This window comes from Nocardia sp. NBC_00403 (assembly GCF_036046055.1).
GTDB lineage: Bacteria > Actinomycetota > Actinomycetes > Mycobacteriales > Mycobacteriaceae > Nocardia.
Genome location: NZ_CP107939.1, coordinates 8,633,205 through 8,650,026, shown reverse-complemented (window position 1 = coordinate 8,650,026; position 16,822 = coordinate 8,633,205). Strand labels below are relative to the sequence as shown.

The 16,822-nt window shown below is 65.8% G+C and carries 16 protein-coding genes; 10 read left to right on the top strand and 6 right to left on the bottom strand.

Going from position 1 to position 16,822, the window contains the following annotated elements; translation table 11 throughout:
- Positions 1-2: 2 nt before the first annotated feature.
- Together OHQ90_RS38950 and OHQ90_RS38945 are read right to left on the bottom strand one after the other, a co-directional pair.
- Positions 3-410 (bottom strand): roadblock/LC7 domain-containing protein, encoded by a 408-nt coding sequence (locus OHQ90_RS38950; RefSeq protein WP_328406320.1) that lies wholly within the window; start codon positions 408-410, stop codon positions 3-5.
- Positions 407-3,208, bottom strand: a complete 2,802-nt coding sequence (locus tag OHQ90_RS38945; protein WP_328406318.1) for an ATP-binding protein — start codon at positions 3,206-3,208, stop codon at positions 407-409. Before OHQ90_RS38945 ends, OHQ90_RS38950 begins: the two co-directional genes overlap by 4 nt.
- A gap of 351 nt (positions 3,209-3,559) precedes the next feature.
- On the opposite strand from OHQ90_RS38945, the gene OHQ90_RS38940 reads away from it, so the two are divergent.
- The 9 genes from OHQ90_RS38940 to OHQ90_RS38900 all read left to right on the top strand — a co-directional run bounded on the left by OHQ90_RS38940 (position 3,560) and on the right by OHQ90_RS38900 (position 12,776).
- Positions 3,560-4,246 carry a response regulator transcription factor gene (locus OHQ90_RS38940; RefSeq protein WP_328406316.1) on the top strand — a complete coding sequence of 229 codons (687 nt, stop codon included), beginning with the start codon at positions 3,560-3,562 and terminating at the stop codon, positions 4,244-4,246.
- Between the two features lie 11 nt (positions 4,247-4,257).
- Positions 4,258-5,730: a HAMP domain-containing sensor histidine kinase gene (locus tag OHQ90_RS38935; protein WP_328406314.1), complete on the top strand. Its 1,473-nt coding sequence runs from the start codon at positions 4,258-4,260 to the stop codon at positions 5,728-5,730.
- Between the two features lie 102 nt (positions 5,731-5,832).
- On the top strand, positions 5,833-7,269 hold the full coding sequence (locus OHQ90_RS38930) for a S1C family serine protease (RefSeq protein WP_328406312.1): 1,437 nt from the start codon (positions 5,833-5,835) through the stop codon (positions 7,267-7,269).
- Positions 7,270-7,391: 122 nt separating this feature from the next.
- Entirely contained in the window at positions 7,392-7,886 is a 495-nt protein-coding gene (locus tag OHQ90_RS38925) for a MogA/MoaB family molybdenum cofactor biosynthesis protein (protein WP_328413430.1), read from the top strand.
- Between the two features lie 689 nt (positions 7,887-8,575).
- The gene (locus tag OHQ90_RS38920; protein ID WP_328406309.1) at positions 8,576-9,250 is read left to right on the top strand and encodes an MspA family porin; all 675 of its coding nucleotides are present in this window, start codon (positions 8,576-8,578) and stop codon (positions 9,248-9,250) included.
- A gap of 62 nt (positions 9,251-9,312) precedes the next feature.
- Positions 9,313-9,981: an MspA family porin gene (locus tag OHQ90_RS38915; protein ID WP_328406307.1), complete on the top strand. Its 669-nt coding sequence runs from the start codon at positions 9,313-9,315 to the stop codon at positions 9,979-9,981.
- A 321-nt stretch (positions 9,982-10,302) separates the two neighbouring features.
- On the top strand, positions 10,303-10,977 hold the full coding sequence (locus OHQ90_RS38910) for an MspA family porin (protein ID WP_328406305.1): 675 nt from the start codon (positions 10,303-10,305) through the stop codon (positions 10,975-10,977).
- Between the two features lie 62 nt (positions 10,978-11,039).
- Positions 11,040-11,708, top strand: coding sequence for an MspA family porin (locus tag OHQ90_RS38905; RefSeq protein ID WP_328406303.1), 669 nt, complete (start codon positions 11,040-11,042; stop codon positions 11,706-11,708).
- Between the two features lie 213 nt (positions 11,709-11,921).
- Positions 11,922-12,776, top strand: coding sequence for a patatin-like phospholipase family protein (locus OHQ90_RS38900; RefSeq protein ID WP_328406301.1), 855 nt, complete (start codon positions 11,922-11,924; stop codon positions 12,774-12,776).
- 573 nt (positions 12,777-13,349) lie between these two features.
- On the opposite strand, the gene mscL is transcribed toward OHQ90_RS38900, so the two are convergent.
- From mscL to OHQ90_RS38880, 4 genes are all read right to left on the bottom strand, one after another.
- Positions 13,350-13,754: a large conductance mechanosensitive channel protein MscL gene (mscL, locus tag OHQ90_RS38895; RefSeq protein ID WP_328406299.1), complete on the bottom strand. Its 405-nt coding sequence runs from the start codon at positions 13,752-13,754 to the stop codon at positions 13,350-13,352.
- A gap of 108 nt (positions 13,755-13,862) precedes the next feature.
- Positions 13,863-14,531, bottom strand: coding sequence for an SAF domain-containing protein (locus OHQ90_RS38890; protein ID WP_328406297.1), 669 nt, complete (start codon positions 14,529-14,531; stop codon positions 13,863-13,865).
- 79 nt (positions 14,532-14,610) lie between these two features.
- Positions 14,611-14,904: an FmdB family zinc ribbon protein gene (locus OHQ90_RS38885; protein ID WP_328406295.1), complete on the bottom strand. Its 294-nt coding sequence runs from the start codon at positions 14,902-14,904 to the stop codon at positions 14,611-14,613.
- Between the two features lie 69 nt (positions 14,905-14,973).
- Complete coding sequence (locus OHQ90_RS38880; RefSeq protein ID WP_328413428.1) at positions 14,974-15,564, bottom strand: 5-formyltetrahydrofolate cyclo-ligase; 591 nt, start codon at positions 15,562-15,564, stop codon at positions 14,974-14,976.
- A 111-nt stretch (positions 15,565-15,675) separates the two neighbouring features.
- Here OHQ90_RS38880 and OHQ90_RS38875 point away from each other — a divergent pair, with 111 nt between their 5' ends.
- Positions 15,676-16,644 carry a UTP--glucose-1-phosphate uridylyltransferase gene (locus OHQ90_RS38875; protein WP_328406293.1) on the top strand — a complete coding sequence of 323 codons (969 nt, stop codon included), beginning with the start codon at positions 15,676-15,678 and terminating at the stop codon, positions 16,642-16,644.
- The last annotated feature ends 178 nt before the right edge of the window (positions 16,645-16,822 follow it).

Here is a 16,822-nt window from a genome sequence, read left to right as displayed (position 1 = left end):
CCTCAGACAGCGGTGCGGGCGGTGGCGGTGACCACCGTGCCCACTCGATCGACCAGCAGGGCCATCTCGTAGCCGATGCGGCCGATGTCGTGTGCCTTGTTGGCGAGCACGGCCAGGTGCGAGCCGTTGCCGACACTCATCACCAACAAGTAGCCGCGCTGCATCTCGACGATCGACTGCATCACCTTGCCGCCGTCGAAAAGCTGTGCGGCACCGGCCGACAAACTGGCCAGGCCCGCGGTAACCGCGGCCAGTTGTTCGGCCCGGTCACTGGGTAGATGCGGGCTGGTTGCCTGCAGTAGGCCGTCCGCCGAGACCAGCACTGCGTGCGATACCCCGGGGACGTCCCTGGTGAAGCGGGTGACCAGCCAGTTCAGGTTTTCATCGGTGGTGCTGTTCGCGTTGGTCATCCAAGCCCTCCGTCGTTGTACTGGGCATCGGCCCGCCCACTGCGGACCCCACTGAGATGCCTGGTGAGGTTGCTCCGGATTTCCTCCGGATCACGAGCTGCTGCGTCTTCGGCAGGCGCAAGACCACCGGGCACCAACTGCGCTCCTGGGCGCCGGATCGGCAGACCGCCGACGGTGCGGGAGGTGGTGGTCGGCCGGGCGGCGTCCTCGGCGGCCAGCCAGCCCGCGTCCACTGCCGGTGAGGACCAGGTCGCCTCCGACTGCTGTGAGGTCGCGGGCTCGACCAGCCATTCCGAGACCATTCGCTGGTAGATCGGCGTCGGCGATTCGCCTGCCACCGGCTGCAGCCGCGATGAGGTGACCGTTGCGGGTTCCGGTGCGCCTGCGGGCTTTTTGGCGGGCGAGGCCGGTCGTGCGCCTGCCGACACCGGTGCGGGCTCCCGGTCGACGACCGGGTTGGGACCGGTCGTTACCGCCGCGTCGGCTTCGGTCCAGGTATCGCCCGCGGTGCCGAGCGGCACCTGCGGTTCGATGTCGGCGACAGGTGTCGAATCTTCGATGGCCTCGAAGGAGCCGGTGTCGAAGATGGGCCAGGCCTGGGTGTCCACATCGACGGAGGACTGTGCCGCCGACTTGTTCGATGCGGAGGCCGGCGGGCCGAACGCCGCGACCCTCGGCAGCTCGAGGCTCGGGGTCTCGATCGGATGTTCGGCGAACATATCGGGCAGCGGTTCGGAGTCGTCGACCGTCGGTGCCCCGATTGCGGGCTGCTCGGCCGTGTCGGCCACCCGGATGGCTGGACGACGTTGCGGTAGCCCGGAACTGGTGAAACGCGGTGGTTCGCGCTGCGGCAGACTCGGCACCGGCACCAGCGTGCGCGGTGGCTGGCTCGGTGTGGCGGGCAGCGCGGGCGCTTCGAGTAGTTGCTGCGTCGGCTCCGGATCCATCGGCGGCGCCACGAGCGCACCGGGTAGATGCACACTCGCGGTGATGCCGGGCTGCTGCGCCATCGTCGAGGTCCGGCGCAGGCTGACGGTGATGGTGTGCCGCTTCGCGAGCCTGCCGACCACGAAAAGACCCATTCGGCGGGCGGTTTCGACGGTGACCTCACCACCGGAAGCGAGCCGGTCGTTGGTCGTCTGCAGATCGTCGAGGCCCATGCCGAGGCCGCGGTCGGTGATCTCGATCAGGTAGCCGCCGTCCACTGCGCGCGCGACCATCACCGCGACCGGAGTCGTCGGCGGCGAATAGCGCAGCGCGTTGTCGATCAGCTCGGCGAGCAAGTGCTCGATGTCGACCGCGGGCTCGCCCGCGACAATGCCGTCGGGCACCGCGCCGATCTCGACCCGCTGGTAGTCCTCGACCTGAGAAACCGCGCTCCACAGCATGTCCGACAGCGGCACCGGGTGCAGCTGACCGCGCCGCAGTGCCGTGCCCGCGAGCACGAGCAGGTTGTCGCCGTTGCGGCGCATGCGGGTCGCGAGGTGATCGAGGCGGAACAGGCTCTGTAGCCGTTCGCCGTCGTCCTCGTCGTGTTCCAGATCCTCGATCAGTGCCAGCTGCTGCTCGACGAGCGACTGGCTGCGCCGGGAAAGAGTTTCGAACATGTTCCCGATCTGCAGTCGCAGTCGGGCCTGCTCGGCTGCCAGATTCAGCGCTTGCTCGTGGATTTCGTCGACCGCGCGGGCCAGCTGCCCGACCTCGTCGGTGGTGTGCACGGCGACCGGCGTGATCTCCGGTGTCGCGCCGCCACTGCGCACTACCGCGAGTTCCTCCGGCAGCTTGACGTGCGCGACCTCGAGTGCGTCGCGCCGTAGCCTGCGGACCGGGACGACCAGGGTGCGCGCGACGGCGAGCGCGAGCGCGAGACCGGCGAGCAGCATGCCGATCACGATCGTGGTTTCCCGTAGCGCGCCGGTTTGGGCCTCGGTGGTCCGGTTGGCGAGCGCCTTGTCGATGGTGTCGGTCAGCTGGGCGGTGGTCTTCTCATAGAGGTCGGCGCTGGTTTGCAGTGAGTCGAGCACTGTGGGATTGGAGGTCGGATCGCCCGCGTTCTGGCTGAAGGCCGCGAGCCGGATGGAGACCGCGTCCAGCATCTGGCGCATGTTGGTGGAGTTGTCGGGAAGGATGACGCCATAGGTGTTGATCATGGTCATCTCGGCGCCCGCGGAGGTGAGTACTCGGGGGCGCACGGCCGGATTGTGGCCTGCCTCGGGTGAGCCGACCAGCATGCGCTGCTGGGTGAGTACGCGCCGCGAGGTCTGGATCGCGCCGATCTGCAGGAAGTACCGCTGGATGATGAGGTCTTCGACCGAGGGCGACATCGCGAAGGCGTTGCCGATGCGCACCGCGATTTCGTCGGCCTGCTCGCCGACCATCGCGGGTGATCCGTTGCGCAGGCTGTTGCGCATGGTGGTGCCGGTGGCGACGGCGGAGGCGAGTTCGGCGCTGACCCGGTTGCTGACTTTGGAGGTTCGCATCGCGGCCTCGAGGTCGGCGAGCGCCTGGTCGAATTTCGTCAGCGCCGCGTCGGTCGCGGGATCGGCGATATTGCCCCACGAGGAGGTCGCTGCGATCGCGAGTTGTTCGGTGGCCGTGCCGAACTTGCCGATCGGGCGGATGATGATGACTTGCTCGGTCGCCGCGTCCAACTGCGACATGGTGCGCAGCTCGTTGTTGATACGGAGTACGGCGAACACGGTGGCCAGCAGCACCGGAAGCACCAGAACGATGCCGACCTTGCGAGTGACAGACCAGTTGGACAAGCTGAATTGCCAGGACCGCGGTGCAGCTTCCATCCGCTTCCGTTGCCTCCGCTTCACGAGTGGCCCCCGGATGGCGCGTGGCTGTTCGGTTTTGATTCAACCCGCTGAGAACCAACTAGAGGTCTTCTTTTTACCGCAGGGAACATACCGCGCAGAGTGAGCCACGGCAATCTGGGGCTCTCAGTCTGATATTCCACGGAATATGGCTATACAGAACATGATTCAAGACTCAATTGGTTCCCAGACGCGGGAAGTTCTGTAGAAGGTCACGAAAGGTGCTGGTCTATCGACCAGTGTTGCTCATGGGCCGGCTACGAGCCTGACGCGGCGTGTCGGAAGCTGCCCTCTCAGTCGACTCTCAGTCGGTGCGGTCAAACTGGTGGCATGCGCATTCTGGTAGTCGACGACGATCGCGCCGTCCGTGAATCGCTGCGCCGGTCGCTGACCTTCAACGGCTACTCCGTCGACCTCGCGGTAGACGGTGTCGATGCGTTGGAGAAAGCAACCGCGCAGCGACCCGATGCACTTGTGCTCGATGTGATGATGCCGCGGATGGATGGGCTCGAAGTTTGCCGACGCTTGCGCAGTACTGGAGATGATCTGCCGATTCTGGTTTTGACGGCGCGGGATTCGGTATCGGAGCGGGTTGCTGGACTCGATGCCGGTGCCGACGATTATTTGCCGAAGCCATTCGCGCTGGAGGAATTGCTTGCCCGGCTGCGGGCGCTGTTGCGTCGGCGGACCACCGATGCCGGCGAGATGTCGGAGACGATGACGTTCGCTGACCTGTCGCTGGATCCGGTGACGCGCGAAGTATCGCGCGGCGAACGCGCGATCAGCCTGACCCGCACCGAATTCTCACTGCTGGAAATGCTGATGGCTAATCCGCGCCGGGTGCTGACTCGCAGTCGCATCCTCGAGGAGGTCTGGGGCTACGACTTCCCGACCTCGGGCAACGCGTTGGAGGTGTACATCGGATACCTGCGCCGCAAGACCGAGGCCGAGGGCGAATCGCGGCTGATCCACACAGTGCGCGGCGTCGGCTACGTCCTGCGCGAAACACCTCCGTAGGCCGCCGGATCATGGCCCGCTCAATTCCCAAGCGACCCGCCGTCGCCGCGCTCGGTCCGCTGGACTCGGCGGAGATGCGCCCGCCCATGCCGTTGACCAGATCGGTCTCGCTGCGCTGGCGAGTGACGCTGCTGGCGGCCTCGGTGGTGGCCATCGCGGTCGCGGTGACCTCGATCGCGGCCTACGCGATGGTGGCGCGCGCGCTGTACGCCGATGTCGACGCGCAGCTGAAAGCCCGCGCCGCCACGATGATCAACAACAATTTCGAGAGCCTCGGTTTCCAGTCGATCGTGCTGGCTGGGCTGTATTCCAACGATGTCGGCGTCGCGCTGGTCTTCCCCGACCACAAGCCCTACATGCCACCACAGCAGACGATTCCGCCGGTCGGCAGTCAGGAGTTCGCCGTCGCGGACGGCGTACTCGCCTCGTCGCTGCGCACCGTGAGCAATCAGCGAGTGCTCGCCATGCCGACGCATTCCGGTGCGACGCTGATCATTTCGCAGCGGCTGCAGCCGACCCGCGAGGTGCTCGACCGGCTGGCGTGGCTGCTGTTCGTGGTCGGCGGTTGTGGCGTCGTGCTCGCGGCGGCGGCGGGCACCGCGGTCGGCCGTACCGGCCTGCGCCCGATCGCACGGTTGACCGCGGCGACCGAACGCGTGGCCCGCACCGACGACCTGACGCCGATTCCTGTCACCGGTGACGACGAACTCGCCCGGCTGACCGAGAGTTTCAACACCATGCTGCGGGCCCTCGCCGAGTCGCGCGACCGGCAGCGCAGGCTCGTCGCCGATGCCGGGCACGAATTGCGCACCCCGCTCACCTCGCTGCGCACCAATATGGAACTGCTGATCGCCTCCAGCCGTCCTGGCGCACCCGCGCTTCCTGAGGAGGACATGGCCGGGCTGCGTACGGATGTGATGGGGCAGATCGAGGAGCTGTCCACCTTGGTCGGCGACCTGGTCGATCTCGCGCGGGAGGACGCACCCGAAACCGTCTACGACCGCATCGATCTCGGCGAAGTGGCCGAGCGCGCGCTGGAACGGGCCAGACGGCGGCGTGGCTCGATCGAGTTCGTCGCCGAGCTGAAACCGTGGTTCGTGTACGGCCACGAGGCGGGGCTGGAGCGGGCGATCCTCAACGTCCTCGACAATGCCGCCAAATGGAGTCCGGCCGGGGCTCAGGTGAATGTCACCATGCGCGAGGCCGGACGTGGGCTGCTCGAGCTAGCCGTCGACGACGCAGGTCCCGGCATTCCGGCCGATGAGCGCGAACTGGTCTTCGAGCGGTTCTATCGAACAACGGTCTCGCGCTCGATGCCGGGCTCGGGCCTCGGTCTCGCCATTGTCAAGCAGGTGGTCACCAAGCACGGTGGCACGATCACCATCGATACCTCGCCGCGCGGTGGCGCGCTGATCCGTATCGTGTTACCTGGTGAAGGTGGTGCGCCCGGTGCGGGCGCCGCCACCGAAGAACGCGATCAGTAGCCGATGGATCGGAAGATCTCGGCCAACTGATAGCGGGGTCTCAGTCCGCTCTAAGCCGTCGCCGCCAAGCTGGTCGGCAGACGTGAGGAGAAACGAGAAACCATGAGCGAGGATGCCAAGGACCGGCAGGGGGAGCGGGCAGCTGCCAGCGCCGCCACCGGCTCTCATTCGACTGAGCAGATCCCGGCCTCGGGACAGCCGGGTTCGACGTATGCGCGGCCGCCCTGGTCCAGCCCGCAGCCGCAGTACTATCCGGCCGCGCCGAATCAGACGGCTCCCCATCAGACCGCAGCGCATCAGACCCAGTTTTTCCCCGGGTATGAATCCGGTCAGGAGTACAACGCGTCCTCGTTCGATCCGCCGATCCCGCCCGGCGGGATGCCCGGCGCGGCCTTCGGGGCGCAACCGAATCCGGGACCGGCGCGGCCGCCGATCCGGACCGGGCTCGTCGCAGGTGCGGTGGCGCTCGCTCTGCTCAGCGGTGGCGTCGGCGGTGCGGTCGGCGCGCTCGTCACTCGGTCGGACACCGGGCACACCGCCGTGACCAACGCCCTCGATGCCCCGAAGCCCAATGTCAACAACGTGGTCAACACCCCGGCGGGCTCCACCCAGGCGGTGGCGCAGAAGGTGCTGCCGAGCGTGGTGATGATCAAGGTGGCGAGCAACAGGGCCGAGGGGGAGGGCTCCGGCGTGGTGCTGTCCTCCGACGGCCTGATCCTCACCAACAATCACGTGGCTGCCGGTGGCGGCGCCAACGCCAAGATGGAAGTGGTCTTCTCCGACGGAAGCACCGCGCCCGCATCCCTGGTCGGTGCGGATCCGGTGTCGGATCTGGCGGTCATCAAGGTCAACGGCAAGAGCGGTCTCACCCCGATCGAGCTCGGGGCCTCCTCGAACCTTCAGGTCGGTCAGCCGGTCATCGCCATCGGGTCGCCGCTCGGCCTGGCGGGCACGGTCACCACGGGCATCGTCTCCGCGTTGAACCGGCCGGTGTCGACCAACGGCGAGGGCACCCCCGATCCCTCGGTCAATCCCGTGATCGACGCGATTCAGACCGACGCGGCGATCAACCCGGGCAACTCCGGCGGTGCGCTCGTCGACACCAGCGGAAAGCTGATCGGCATCAATACCGCGATCGCGAGCCTCGGCGCGGGCGAGCAGCCCGGCCAGCAGAGCGGTTCGATCGGCCTCGGCTTCGCGATTCCGGTCGATCAGGCCCGCCGGGTCGCCGACGAACTCGTCAAGACCGGCCACGCGACCTATGCGCAGCTCGGCATCAAGCTGCGGCCGCAGGACACCGCGGCACGCGTACTGGAGGCAACTCCGGACGGCCCGGCCGCCAAGGCGGGCATTCCCCCGGGCGCGGTCGTGACCAAGCTCGACGACCGGCCCATCGATTCGGGCAACGCGCTCATCGCCGCGGTCCGCTCACATCAGCCAGGAGACAAGGTGAAGGTGACCTACACCGACGAACAGGGAAACAACGCCAAGACCGTCGAGGTAACCCTCTCCGGCGCGCCCGCGAGCGGTGGCCGGTGACGCGGGTGCTGCCCGGCGGCTGGACGCCCCGACTCGCCGTCGACGCCGAGCTGCTCGCGATGGACGCAGAGCTTGTGGGCGTGGGCGCCCGGCTTCTGGATGCGGACGCTACGGTGAGCACCATGGAAATCGATACTCCGGTGGCTGGGCGCGCACTTGTGGTGGTCGTCGACGATCGAACGGCGCATGGAGGTGTGGATTCGCTCGGTCCACTGGTTACCGAGCTGCTGACCGAGGCGGGTTTCCTCGTCGACGCTTCGGTGACGGTTCAGGCCGATGAGGTGGAGATCCGCAATGCGCTGAACACTGCGGTGATCGGCGGCGTCGACCTGGTCATCTCGGTCGGTGGCACCGGAATGTCCCCGCGCGATGTCACGCCGGAGGCCACCTCACAGGTGCTGGACCGGGAACTGCCCGGCATCAGCGAGGCGCTGCGCTCCTCCGGCCGGGTGGCGGGCTCGCTCGACGCGGGTCTGTCGCGTGGTCTCGCCGGCGTCTCGGGCAGCACCCTGGTGGTGAACCTGCCCGGTACGCGGTCGGCGATCCGCGACGGCATGGCCACCCTCGGTCCGCTTGCCAGCCGAGTGATCGGTGAGCTGTCCGGATTGGCCGAATAATTCCGGCGCCGGATTCTTCCGAGGACCCTCGCCCGGCCGTGCGCCGGGCGAGGGACTCCGCGCGTCTGAACAAAATCTTCGGTGACGCGCTGCCGGACACCACGCGCGACGAACGCGACCAGGATTCCGAGGTGGGTTCGCCCTCCGATGACTGGCTCCGCGAACAGGTGCCGCCGCACCACGGCTGAGGCTCATCTACTGCCCAGCTACGTATAACGGTCGGTTATCGGCGTTATTCACCTGTGATTACTTCCGGCTGAATGTATTTTGGCGATTACTTACGGCCTTGGCCCGTATTTGACGGGCGGCCTCTCTGCGCCTATAGCCCCTATTTGTGCTCAAAACGAGACACTTTCCAGCTATTTATGCACGTCAAGCTACATGTGCATGTCAGCTGTAGTGATCTACATCACATTGATCTTAACGATTCCCTACGTTGCTTCGCCGTTACCGAACGTTTAGTGTTCGCCGGGAGCCACCCACATGCTGGACCTTGCGGGCCTGGTTCGGCGCGTACGCGCTGAACTGGCGGAACCTGGGCTCGGTTCCAGGCCGGCTGGAGCGTTGCGCCGAAATAACAGCCGGTTACAAGTCGGCAACAAATGGAGCACAAACTGAGCTGGGCCTGAGAGGACCACCGTCCAGCCTCGATGGTCGAGGCTGACTGTTCGAACCTGATGAGGGGAAGTATGAGCGAGAACCGCACCATCGGTCTGCGCCGCGGTGTCCGCGTCGCGGGCGTCGGCGCTGCCGCGGCCGTGGCCATGGGCCTGTTTTCCACCGGCGCCGCCAACGCCGATACCTTCGTGCCGTTGCCGGACGGCCAGAAGATCGGTACAGGCGTCACCATCAACCGCACGGGCGAGCGCGCCCTGATTTCGCCGTCGCTGAGCGCCAATGGCGCCGGCCGTGTTGTCTGGGTTTCCGGCAACGCCATTGCCGACGTGACTGTCACTCCGGAAGGAACCGTCGGCCCCTACAACGGCGCTACCAACGCCCCGGGCACCAACAACTCCTCGACCCACGGCGTCTCCGCGCTCACCACCGGCTACATCGTCGGTTGCCAGGTCAGCATCGCCAGCGACGCGATCTCCGCCGGTGTCTCCGGCGGCGTCAGCCTCGACGGTGGCAGCCTCGGCGGTTCGATCGGCCTCAACCTGGGCCCCGGTGAAGTCAAGTTCGTTTCGATCGACTCGAAGGACATCCTGAAGCCGGGCGTCTACTCGGTCGAGTACCAGGATGCGGAAATCGAGATCCAGGGCTGCGCGGGCTACGCCCAGGCGCGTTCCTACACCGTCGTCGAGATCGTCGGCGACCACTACTCGAAGACCACCCTCTACGGGCAGCCGTTCAGCATCGGCTGACATCGGTCGAATCACACGAACATTCTTCTCGCGGAAGCGAACTCAACCCCTGAGGGAAAAACATGATCAACCGTAAGAACGTGGCGCGGGTGGCCGGTGTCGGTGCTGCTGCCACCATCGCCATGGGCCTGTTCTCCACCGGCGCGGCGAATGCCGATACCTTCGTGCCGCTGCCGGGTGGCGAAATCTCCAAGACGCTGTCCGATGGCACCGTCGTCACCATCAAGCTGGTCGGCGAATCCGCCAACATCAACCCGTCTATGGGCTCCACCCCGGTGCACCGCAACGCGTGGGTCTCCGGTAGTGCTCAGGTCGAGGTGTCCGGCGATGGCAGCGGGTCTATCTTCCCGGGCTACACCGTCGGCTGCCAGGTGAACATCGCGGGCGGTGGCGTCAGCGGTGGTGTCGAAGGCACGGCCGACTGGAGCGGCGACACCGTCAAGGGCGGCGTCGGCGCCAACAGTGGCGGCAACCTGACCCTCGGCCCCGGTCAGTCGAAGTCGTTCTACATTCTCGACCTGGAACAGGCCGACGACTTCGGCAGCGAGGTGCACAAGAAGCGCAACAAGTTCAAGGGCGGCAGCGGCTCGGTCACCTGGGCCGACTCGACCATCGGCCTGACCGGCTGTGGTGGCTACGCCCAGGCGCGCGCGTTCGTCAGCGTCGAGGTCGAGACCGACAATGTCATCACCTGGGTGACGTTGTGGGGCCAGCCTTTCAGCCTCGGCTGAGTCTTCGCGGGTCGTTGACCCGTCACACACGAAACGGGCCCGTTGCATTCGCAACGGGCCCGTTTCGTGTGCAGACCCTTTGGTGCCCAACATGATCGCCGATCGTATCGGGCAACGGACCGGTGCGGCGTCACTTGGGCGAATTTCCTGAGAGAAGTGACGGAAACAAATAACATTGGAACCCCAAGATCGTTCATCAACGAGATGGTCGGCAGTTCCCATGGTGGACAGTCCAATCCGCCACGCTCGGCTGACCTGAAAGGGAGTTTTTCGGCCTCGGCAAACCCCGAGACCGACCGCTAGAACCTGATGAGGGGAAGTATGAGTAACAACCACCCCGCCCTGTTGCGACGCGGTGTCCGTATAGCGGGCGCCGCCGCCACCGCAACTGTGGCTATGGGACTCTTGTCGAGCGGCGCTGCCAACGCCGATACTTTTGTGCCGTTGCCGGACGGCCAGAAGTTCGGTCCAGGCGTGACTATCAGGCACACTGCCGAGCGCGCGCTCATTTCACCATCGTTGGCCGCCAACGGCGCTGGTCGCGTCGTCTGGGTATCGGGCAACGCCATCGCCGATATCTCGGTGACCCCGGAGGGGGAGGTTGGCCCCACCAATGGCGCAACCAACGCTCCGGGCACCAATAACTCCTCGACACATGGTGTTTCGGCACTCACCACCGGATACATCGTCGGCTGCCAGGTCAGCATCGCCGACAACGCGATTTCCGCGGGTCTCTCGGGCGGCATCAGCCTCGACGGTGGCAGCCTGGGCGGTTCGATCGGCCTCAATCTCGGCCCCGGTGATGTCAAGTTCGTTTCGATCGATTCGAAGGACGTTCTCAAACCAGGCGTCTATTCAGTCGAGTATCAGGATGCCGAAATCGAGATCCAGGGCTGTGCGGGTTATGCGCAAGCGCGTTCCTACACAGTCGTGGAGATCATCGGTGACCACTACTCGAAGACCACCCTCTATGGTGCGCCGTTCAGCATCGGCTGACGTCTGTCGAATCCAACGAAAACTCTTCTCGCTGAAGCGAACTCAAACCTCGAGGGAAACCAATGATCAACCGTAAAAACATGGCCAAGGTGGCGGGTGTCGGTGCCGCGACAACCATCGCCCTCGGTCTGTTGTCCACCGGAGCGGCGCACGCCGATACCTTCGTTCCGTTGCCGGGAGGTGAGATCTCCAAGACGCTGTCCGACGGCACCGTCGTGACGATCCGCCTGGTCGGCGAGTCTGCCAACATCAACCCGTCCATGGGATCTACGCCGCTGCATCGTAATGCGTGGGTCTCCGGTAGCGCCCAGGTCGAGGTGTCCGATGATGCCGGCGGCAAGATCTTCCCGGGCTACACCGTCGGCTGTCAGGTGAACATCGCGGGCGGCGGCGTCAGCGGTGGTGTCGAAGGCACGGCCGACTGGAGCGGCGACACCGTCAAGGGCGGCGTCGGTGCCAACAGTGGCGGCAACCTGACCCTCGGCCCCGGCCAGTCGCAGTCGTTCTACGTCCTGGACCAGGAAGTGGCCGACGACTTCGGCAACGAGTCGCACAAGAAGCGCAATCGCTTCAAGGGTGGCAGCGGCTCGGTCACCTGGGCCGACGAGACCATCGGCCTGAACGGCTGTGCCGGTTACGCGCAGGCGCGGTCGTTCATCAGCGTCGAGGTCGAGACCGACAGTGTCGTCACCTGGTTGACGTTGTGGGGCAAGCCGTTCAGCCTCGGCTGAACATAGGAGTCGCCAACTCCGCACACACGAACGGGCCCGTCGCCACCGCGACGGGCCCGTTTGCGTTCCCGCGGAGGCGAATTCGGTTCAGGATTCGTGCCTGCAGCCTGCGCTGTTGCCTCCGCACGACAAGATCACCGCACGCACGCGACGTAAGGCGGGCTCGTCGGTACAGCGCTGTATCGTGGTGATTTCCCTGACGAGGATGTGGTCGTGGCACACACAGAACAGGCGGGTACTCCGCGCACAGCCGTGGTGCTCGGCGCCGGTGGAGTAGTCGGCACAGCATGGATGGCAGGCCTCCTCGCAGGTCTGCGCCGACACGGTGTCGACCTGGCCTCCGCCGATCTGATCGTTGGCACCTCGGCTGGTGCGATCGCCGGTGCCATCCTGGCCACCGGCGAACCGATGCAACGACTGGCGACTCTGCCCGCTCGAACACAGCAGCGGAGCGCGCCGATAGATACTGCACACCCCCGGCTGGGCGAGGTATTCGCCATACTCCGCGAGCCAGGTCAGCAACCCGCGACCGCACGGCGCCGTGTCGGCGAACTCGCCCTCACAATCGGCACGGGTGACCCGACCGAACAGATCGAACGGATGCGTCGCCTGATCGGTGTATCCGAATGGCCCGACCGAGATTTGCGAATCACCGTGGTAGACGCCGAAACCGGCGAACCGACAGTCTGGGACAGACACAGCGGCGTACCACTGCCGACCGCAGTCGCTGCCAGCACCGCATTCCCTGGCGCCCAACCACCCATACCAGTGGATGGGCGCTACTACATCGACGGCGGTCTACGATCGGCCACCAACGCCGACCTTGCCTCAGGCGCAGAAACTCTCGTGGTCATCGAGCCGCTGGCGCACTTGTTCTCCGATGATCCGTCACCGGAGCCGCTTGCCGACACAGTCGTTCGCATCGGCCCGGACACCACCGCGCTCGAGGTCTTCGGCACGAATCTCTACGATCGCGCAAACTGGGCGCCCGCGTATCAGGCCGGCCTACGCCAAACCGAAAACAGTTCGACGCGTGCCCAATTCGCTCGCTTCAGAACCGACTCCTGAGCTCACCGACGAAACCACCGGTGTGACTCTCAGCGATAAGTGGCGCTGAATTTTCGCCCGTCGGGTGGCCGCCGATGCGCCGGTTTCGAGCTGTTCCCCGTCGATCGACACTCGCCGCCGCCAGCCGACCAGTGGGCGGTCGGCCTATCTTGCGGTCCTACTGCGTGGCTGTCGGGGAAATTGGTATGGGGTGGATGTCGGTGCCGCGCTTCAGGGGCACGCCATGTCTGGTTCTGACCACAGGCGACCACCGGCCCGGCCCGACATGCGGTCGTGTCTACGAGATGGGAATGGGCTCGGGTGCCATCGATGGAAACGAATGGGCACCCAGCCTCGCCGGACTCTTCAGTGCTCTGGCCAGCGCGCTCAATACCAGAACCTCCTTCAGGTACTTCTGGCCCGAGCTTCGTGAGAGTGCGTCATCCGGGCGGATACTCCTCGGATGGAACATCCGACTGTAGTGACAGATTTGGTGCTCCTCGGCGCGCTCATCCTCATCACGGACAGTGCGTGCGAGCTGTAATCGGCTGGTTGGAGACTTATGCCAGGACCGAGTCCCGGCAAGGATTCGGTTCAGAACTCGTGCTTGCCGCCTGCGCTGTCCCGGCTCTCCGCGAGCAGGTCGCGGATCTGGCGCAGCACGTCGGAATCGGTGAGTTCCGTCTCGCTGGAACCCCAGCGCTTCTTGGCGTGTATGGCGGGCAACACGAGCACGAAGTACAGCACCGTCGCGATGATCAGGAAATTGAGAGCTGCGGTGATGATCGGACCGACTTGCACAAAGGTCGCCGGCTTGTCGGCTACCAACCGGAAACCGAGGCCGAGCTCGCCGTTGCCACCGAATACGGCCAATATCGGATTGATGATGCCATTGGTGAACGCGGTGACGATCGCGACGAACGCGGTACCGATCACCACGGCTACGGCCAGGTCTATGACATTTCCGCGTAATAAGAAGTCCTTGAAACCCTTGAGCATTGCCGATATCTCCTCTTCGGATGGGAGCTTTCCAGTCGCGCTCGGCGGTTTATGCAGCCGGTCCGACGATGCTAGTTGACTGTTGTGGCAAATGCTTGGCGAACATTCTCAATGGAAGACAACGGTGAGTGCGGTCCGCAGCGAGGCTGCCGCGACGGTGGTGGCGCGCTCGGCATCCATCGCGACCAGCACGATCCGTTCCTGGCCGCCACGTCGATCGCCGGGGCCGGAGACCAGAACCACCGCGGCATCCGTGGCGAGGGTTCGCGCCGGGCGAGCCGCGGAACCGGTCTGTTCCTCGGCGCCGACGACATCGACCCGATCACCGGCGCGCAGGATCTCCGCGACAGAGGTGTCGGCCAGGCGGATGGGCACAATCCTGGCGTCGCGCCCGCCCGTGGCCACAGCGGCCAAGCGTGGGCCGACAATGCGCAGATCGGTGAATATCTCGCCGGTGCGCATGGCCGCCGTCAGCGTCGCACCGACAAGAGCGGTGCTGTCGGTGACGACACCCGTCGGCAGGGCGCCCGATTCGCGAGCGGCTGAGCGCAGGTCGTCGGCCTGGATGAGATGGCCGGGTGGCAGGTCGCGGCCAGCGACCACGATCCGGGTGCGCTCGGCGCCCGGATCGCCTCGGATGAAGAGGGCGGCGGCGAGTGCGGTGAGAACGACCGCCAGCAATCGCCGGACCAGCAGGCCATCGGCCCAGGGTGGTCGATTCCACAGCGCGAAACGCAGTGCGCTATCGCGACCGAGATCGCTGAGTGATCGAGTCATGGCCGGATCCTATGGCCACAATCACACCTGCTAGGCCGCTGAAACGGCTAGCTGTGGACAGCGAGAGGCTGGGGATAACTCAGCTGGCGACGGCAGTGCTCGTGGGCGTGGACGTGCTGCTGGAGGAGCTCGAATCCGAACTTGTCGAGCTGCTCGAACCGTCCGACTTCGCGGGCTCGCTCGCCGTCGAGGCGCCGCCGCGGCTGTCGGTGCGGTAGAAACCGCTGCCCTTGAACACAATGCCGACCGAATTGAACAGCTTGCGCAGCTTGCCAGAGCACTCCGGGCAGACGCTCAGCGCCTCATCGGTGAAGGACTGAACGATGTCGAAGCGGTTGTCACACTGGGTGCACGCGTACGAATAAGTTGGCACAGGATCCTCCGCAGGGTTCGTCAATCTGGCACTCTACAGCCGACACTGCCAACGCCGCTAATCGACGTTTCATTCCGTGCCCTGTTCCACACCGAGTTGTTGCAGGCCGCCCTGCGGTGTGAGCGCCCAGCCCATGCGCAGATCGTGCGGTTCCTCGGGGAGCCGGTCGACGAGCTCGTCGTCACGGATCACCGCGACCAGGCGCGCGGCCGGATCGGCAGCGGCCAGCGTGCGGTCGTAGTAGCCCGCGCCCCGCCCGAGTCGGACACCGCGACGGTCGACCGCGAGCGCGGGCACCAGGATCAGTCCGGCCGTGCCGACCGCGGCAGTGGGCAGTACCTCTCCGGACGGCTCGAGCAGTCCGAACCGCGCGGGTCGCAGGCCCTCGACGCCGGTGTATTCGGCCCAGCTCAGCGGCCCGAGGGGGCCGGTGACCGGCAGCAGCACCTTGGCTCCCGCGGCGCGTATGGCATCCAGCAGCGCCGTCGAACCGGGTTCCCCGCGCACCGGCACATAGGCGCACACCCAGTCGGGCAGCTCGAGCCCCGCAGCGGTCTCGGCCAGCGCACGTGCCTCTGCCTGCTGGTCAGCGATCGTCATCGCGGCCCGTCGAGCGCTGATTTCGGTGCGCCACGCATGTTTGTCACGCTGACCGGGCATCTCCACAGTGATCACCTTAAGCTCACCGGGACCCGGATCGGCCCGACGGCCGATTCCGGTGCTGTGCCCGACGGGCGTTGGGATGCTGTGACGGATGGATAGGGTAGGCGTATGACAGCAGTGCCGGATAAGACGGCCGAACGGCCCGCGAATGACGCGGTGGTGTCGTGTTTCCGTACGGCCGTGGTACCCGCGGCCGGCCTGGGGACGCGGTTCCTGCCTGCGACCAAGACGGTGCCCAAGGAATTGCTGCCGGTCGTCGACACCCCCGGCATCGAGTTGGTGGCGGCAGAGGCCGCCGACTCCGGCGCGGACCGGTTGGTGATCGTCACCTCACCGGGTAAAGACGGCGTTGTCGCGCACTTCGTCGAGGACCTGTTGCTCGAGAGCACGCTGGCAGAGCGCGGCAAGTTCCACCTGTTGGAGAAGGTGCGCAAGGCGCCGGGTCTGCTCGATGTCACTTCGGTCGTGCAGGAGGAACCGCTCGGTCTCGGTCACGCGGTCGCGCAGGCCGAGCGCGTCCTCGATGACGACGAGGACGCCATCGCCGTGCTGCTGCCCGACGACCTGGTGCTGCCGTGCGGTGTGCTCGACGTGATGAGCCGGGTGCGCCGCAAGCGTGGCGGCACTGTGCTCTGCGCCATCGATGTGCCCAAAGACGAGGTCAGCGCCTACGGCGTCTTCGATGTCGCCCCGGTGCCCGATGCGGTTAACCCGAATGTGCTGCGTGTCAACGGCATGGTGGAAAAGCCTGCTCTCGCCGACGCGCCCTCCACCTTCGCGGCCGCGGGCCGATATCTGTTGGACCGCGCCATTTTCGACGCGCTGCGCCGGATCACGCCGGGCGCGGGTGGAGAATTGCAACTCACCGACGCGATCGCGCTGCTCATCGAGGAGGGCCATCCGGTCCATGTGGTGGTCCACCGTGGGTCGCGCCACGATTTGGGCAACCCGGGCGGTTATCTTCGTGCTGCGGTCGATTTCGCTTTGGAACGAGAGGAATACGGCCCCGCCTTGCGGGAGTGGCTGCAGCATCGGCTGAGTTCGGATTGGGATCCGCAGCTGACAACGTACGACTAACGCGGGTGGGCGTCGGGTTTCGCCGATAGTGGACTGTCGGGTACGAATGATGGTTCATTGCGGCGTGCGCGACGGGCACTGAGGCAGCAGCTTGCGTGACCACGAAGGGCCCCGGGAACGCCGCCGATCGGACACGGTCGGGCGCACCGAACCGAGTTGCGCTGATGCGGAATCCGGG

Excerpts from the sequence above, each read along its gene's own strand:
- OHQ90_RS38950 (WP_328406320.1), bottom strand. The coding sequence starts at position 410 with ATGACCAACGCGAACAGCACCACCGATGAAAACCTGAACTGGCTGGTC.
- OHQ90_RS38905 (WP_328406303.1), top strand. The coding sequence starts at position 11,040 with ATGATCAACCGTAAAAACATGGCCAAGGTGGCGGGTGTCGGTGCCGCG.
- OHQ90_RS38880 (WP_328413428.1), bottom strand. The coding sequence starts at position 15,564 with ATGCCCGGTCAGCGTGACAAACATGCGTGGCGCACCGAAATCAGCGCT.
- OHQ90_RS38920 (WP_328406309.1), top strand. The coding sequence starts at position 8,576 with ATGAGCGAGAACCGCACCATCGGTCTGCGCCGCGGTGTCCGCGTCGCG.
- OHQ90_RS38945 (WP_328406318.1), bottom strand. The coding sequence starts at position 3,208 with ATGGAAGCTGCACCGCGGTCCTGGCAATTCAGCTTGTCCAACTGGTCT.
- OHQ90_RS38930 (WP_328406312.1), top strand. The coding sequence starts at position 5,833 with ATGAGCGAGGATGCCAAGGACCGGCAGGGGGAGCGGGCAGCTGCCAGC.
- OHQ90_RS38925 (WP_328413430.1), top strand. The coding sequence starts at position 7,392 with ATGGAAATCGATACTCCGGTGGCTGGGCGCGCACTTGTGGTGGTCGTC.
- OHQ90_RS38875 (WP_328406293.1), top strand. The coding sequence starts at position 15,676 with ATGACAGCAGTGCCGGATAAGACGGCCGAACGGCCCGCGAATGACGCG.
- OHQ90_RS38910 (WP_328406305.1), top strand. The coding sequence starts at position 10,303 with ATGAGTAACAACCACCCCGCCCTGTTGCGACGCGGTGTCCGTATAGCG.
- mscL (WP_328406299.1), bottom strand. The coding sequence starts at position 13,754 with ATGCTCAAGGGTTTCAAGGACTTCTTATTACGCGGAAATGTCATAGAC.
- OHQ90_RS38890 (WP_328406297.1), bottom strand. The coding sequence starts at position 14,531 with ATGACTCGATCACTCAGCGATCTCGGTCGCGATAGCGCACTGCGTTTC.
- OHQ90_RS38940 (WP_328406316.1), top strand. The coding sequence starts at position 3,560 with ATGCGCATTCTGGTAGTCGACGACGATCGCGCCGTCCGTGAATCGCTG.
- OHQ90_RS38935 (WP_328406314.1), top strand. The coding sequence starts at position 4,258 with ATGGCCCGCTCAATTCCCAAGCGACCCGCCGTCGCCGCGCTCGGTCCG.
- OHQ90_RS38915 (WP_328406307.1), top strand. The coding sequence starts at position 9,313 with ATGATCAACCGTAAGAACGTGGCGCGGGTGGCCGGTGTCGGTGCTGCT.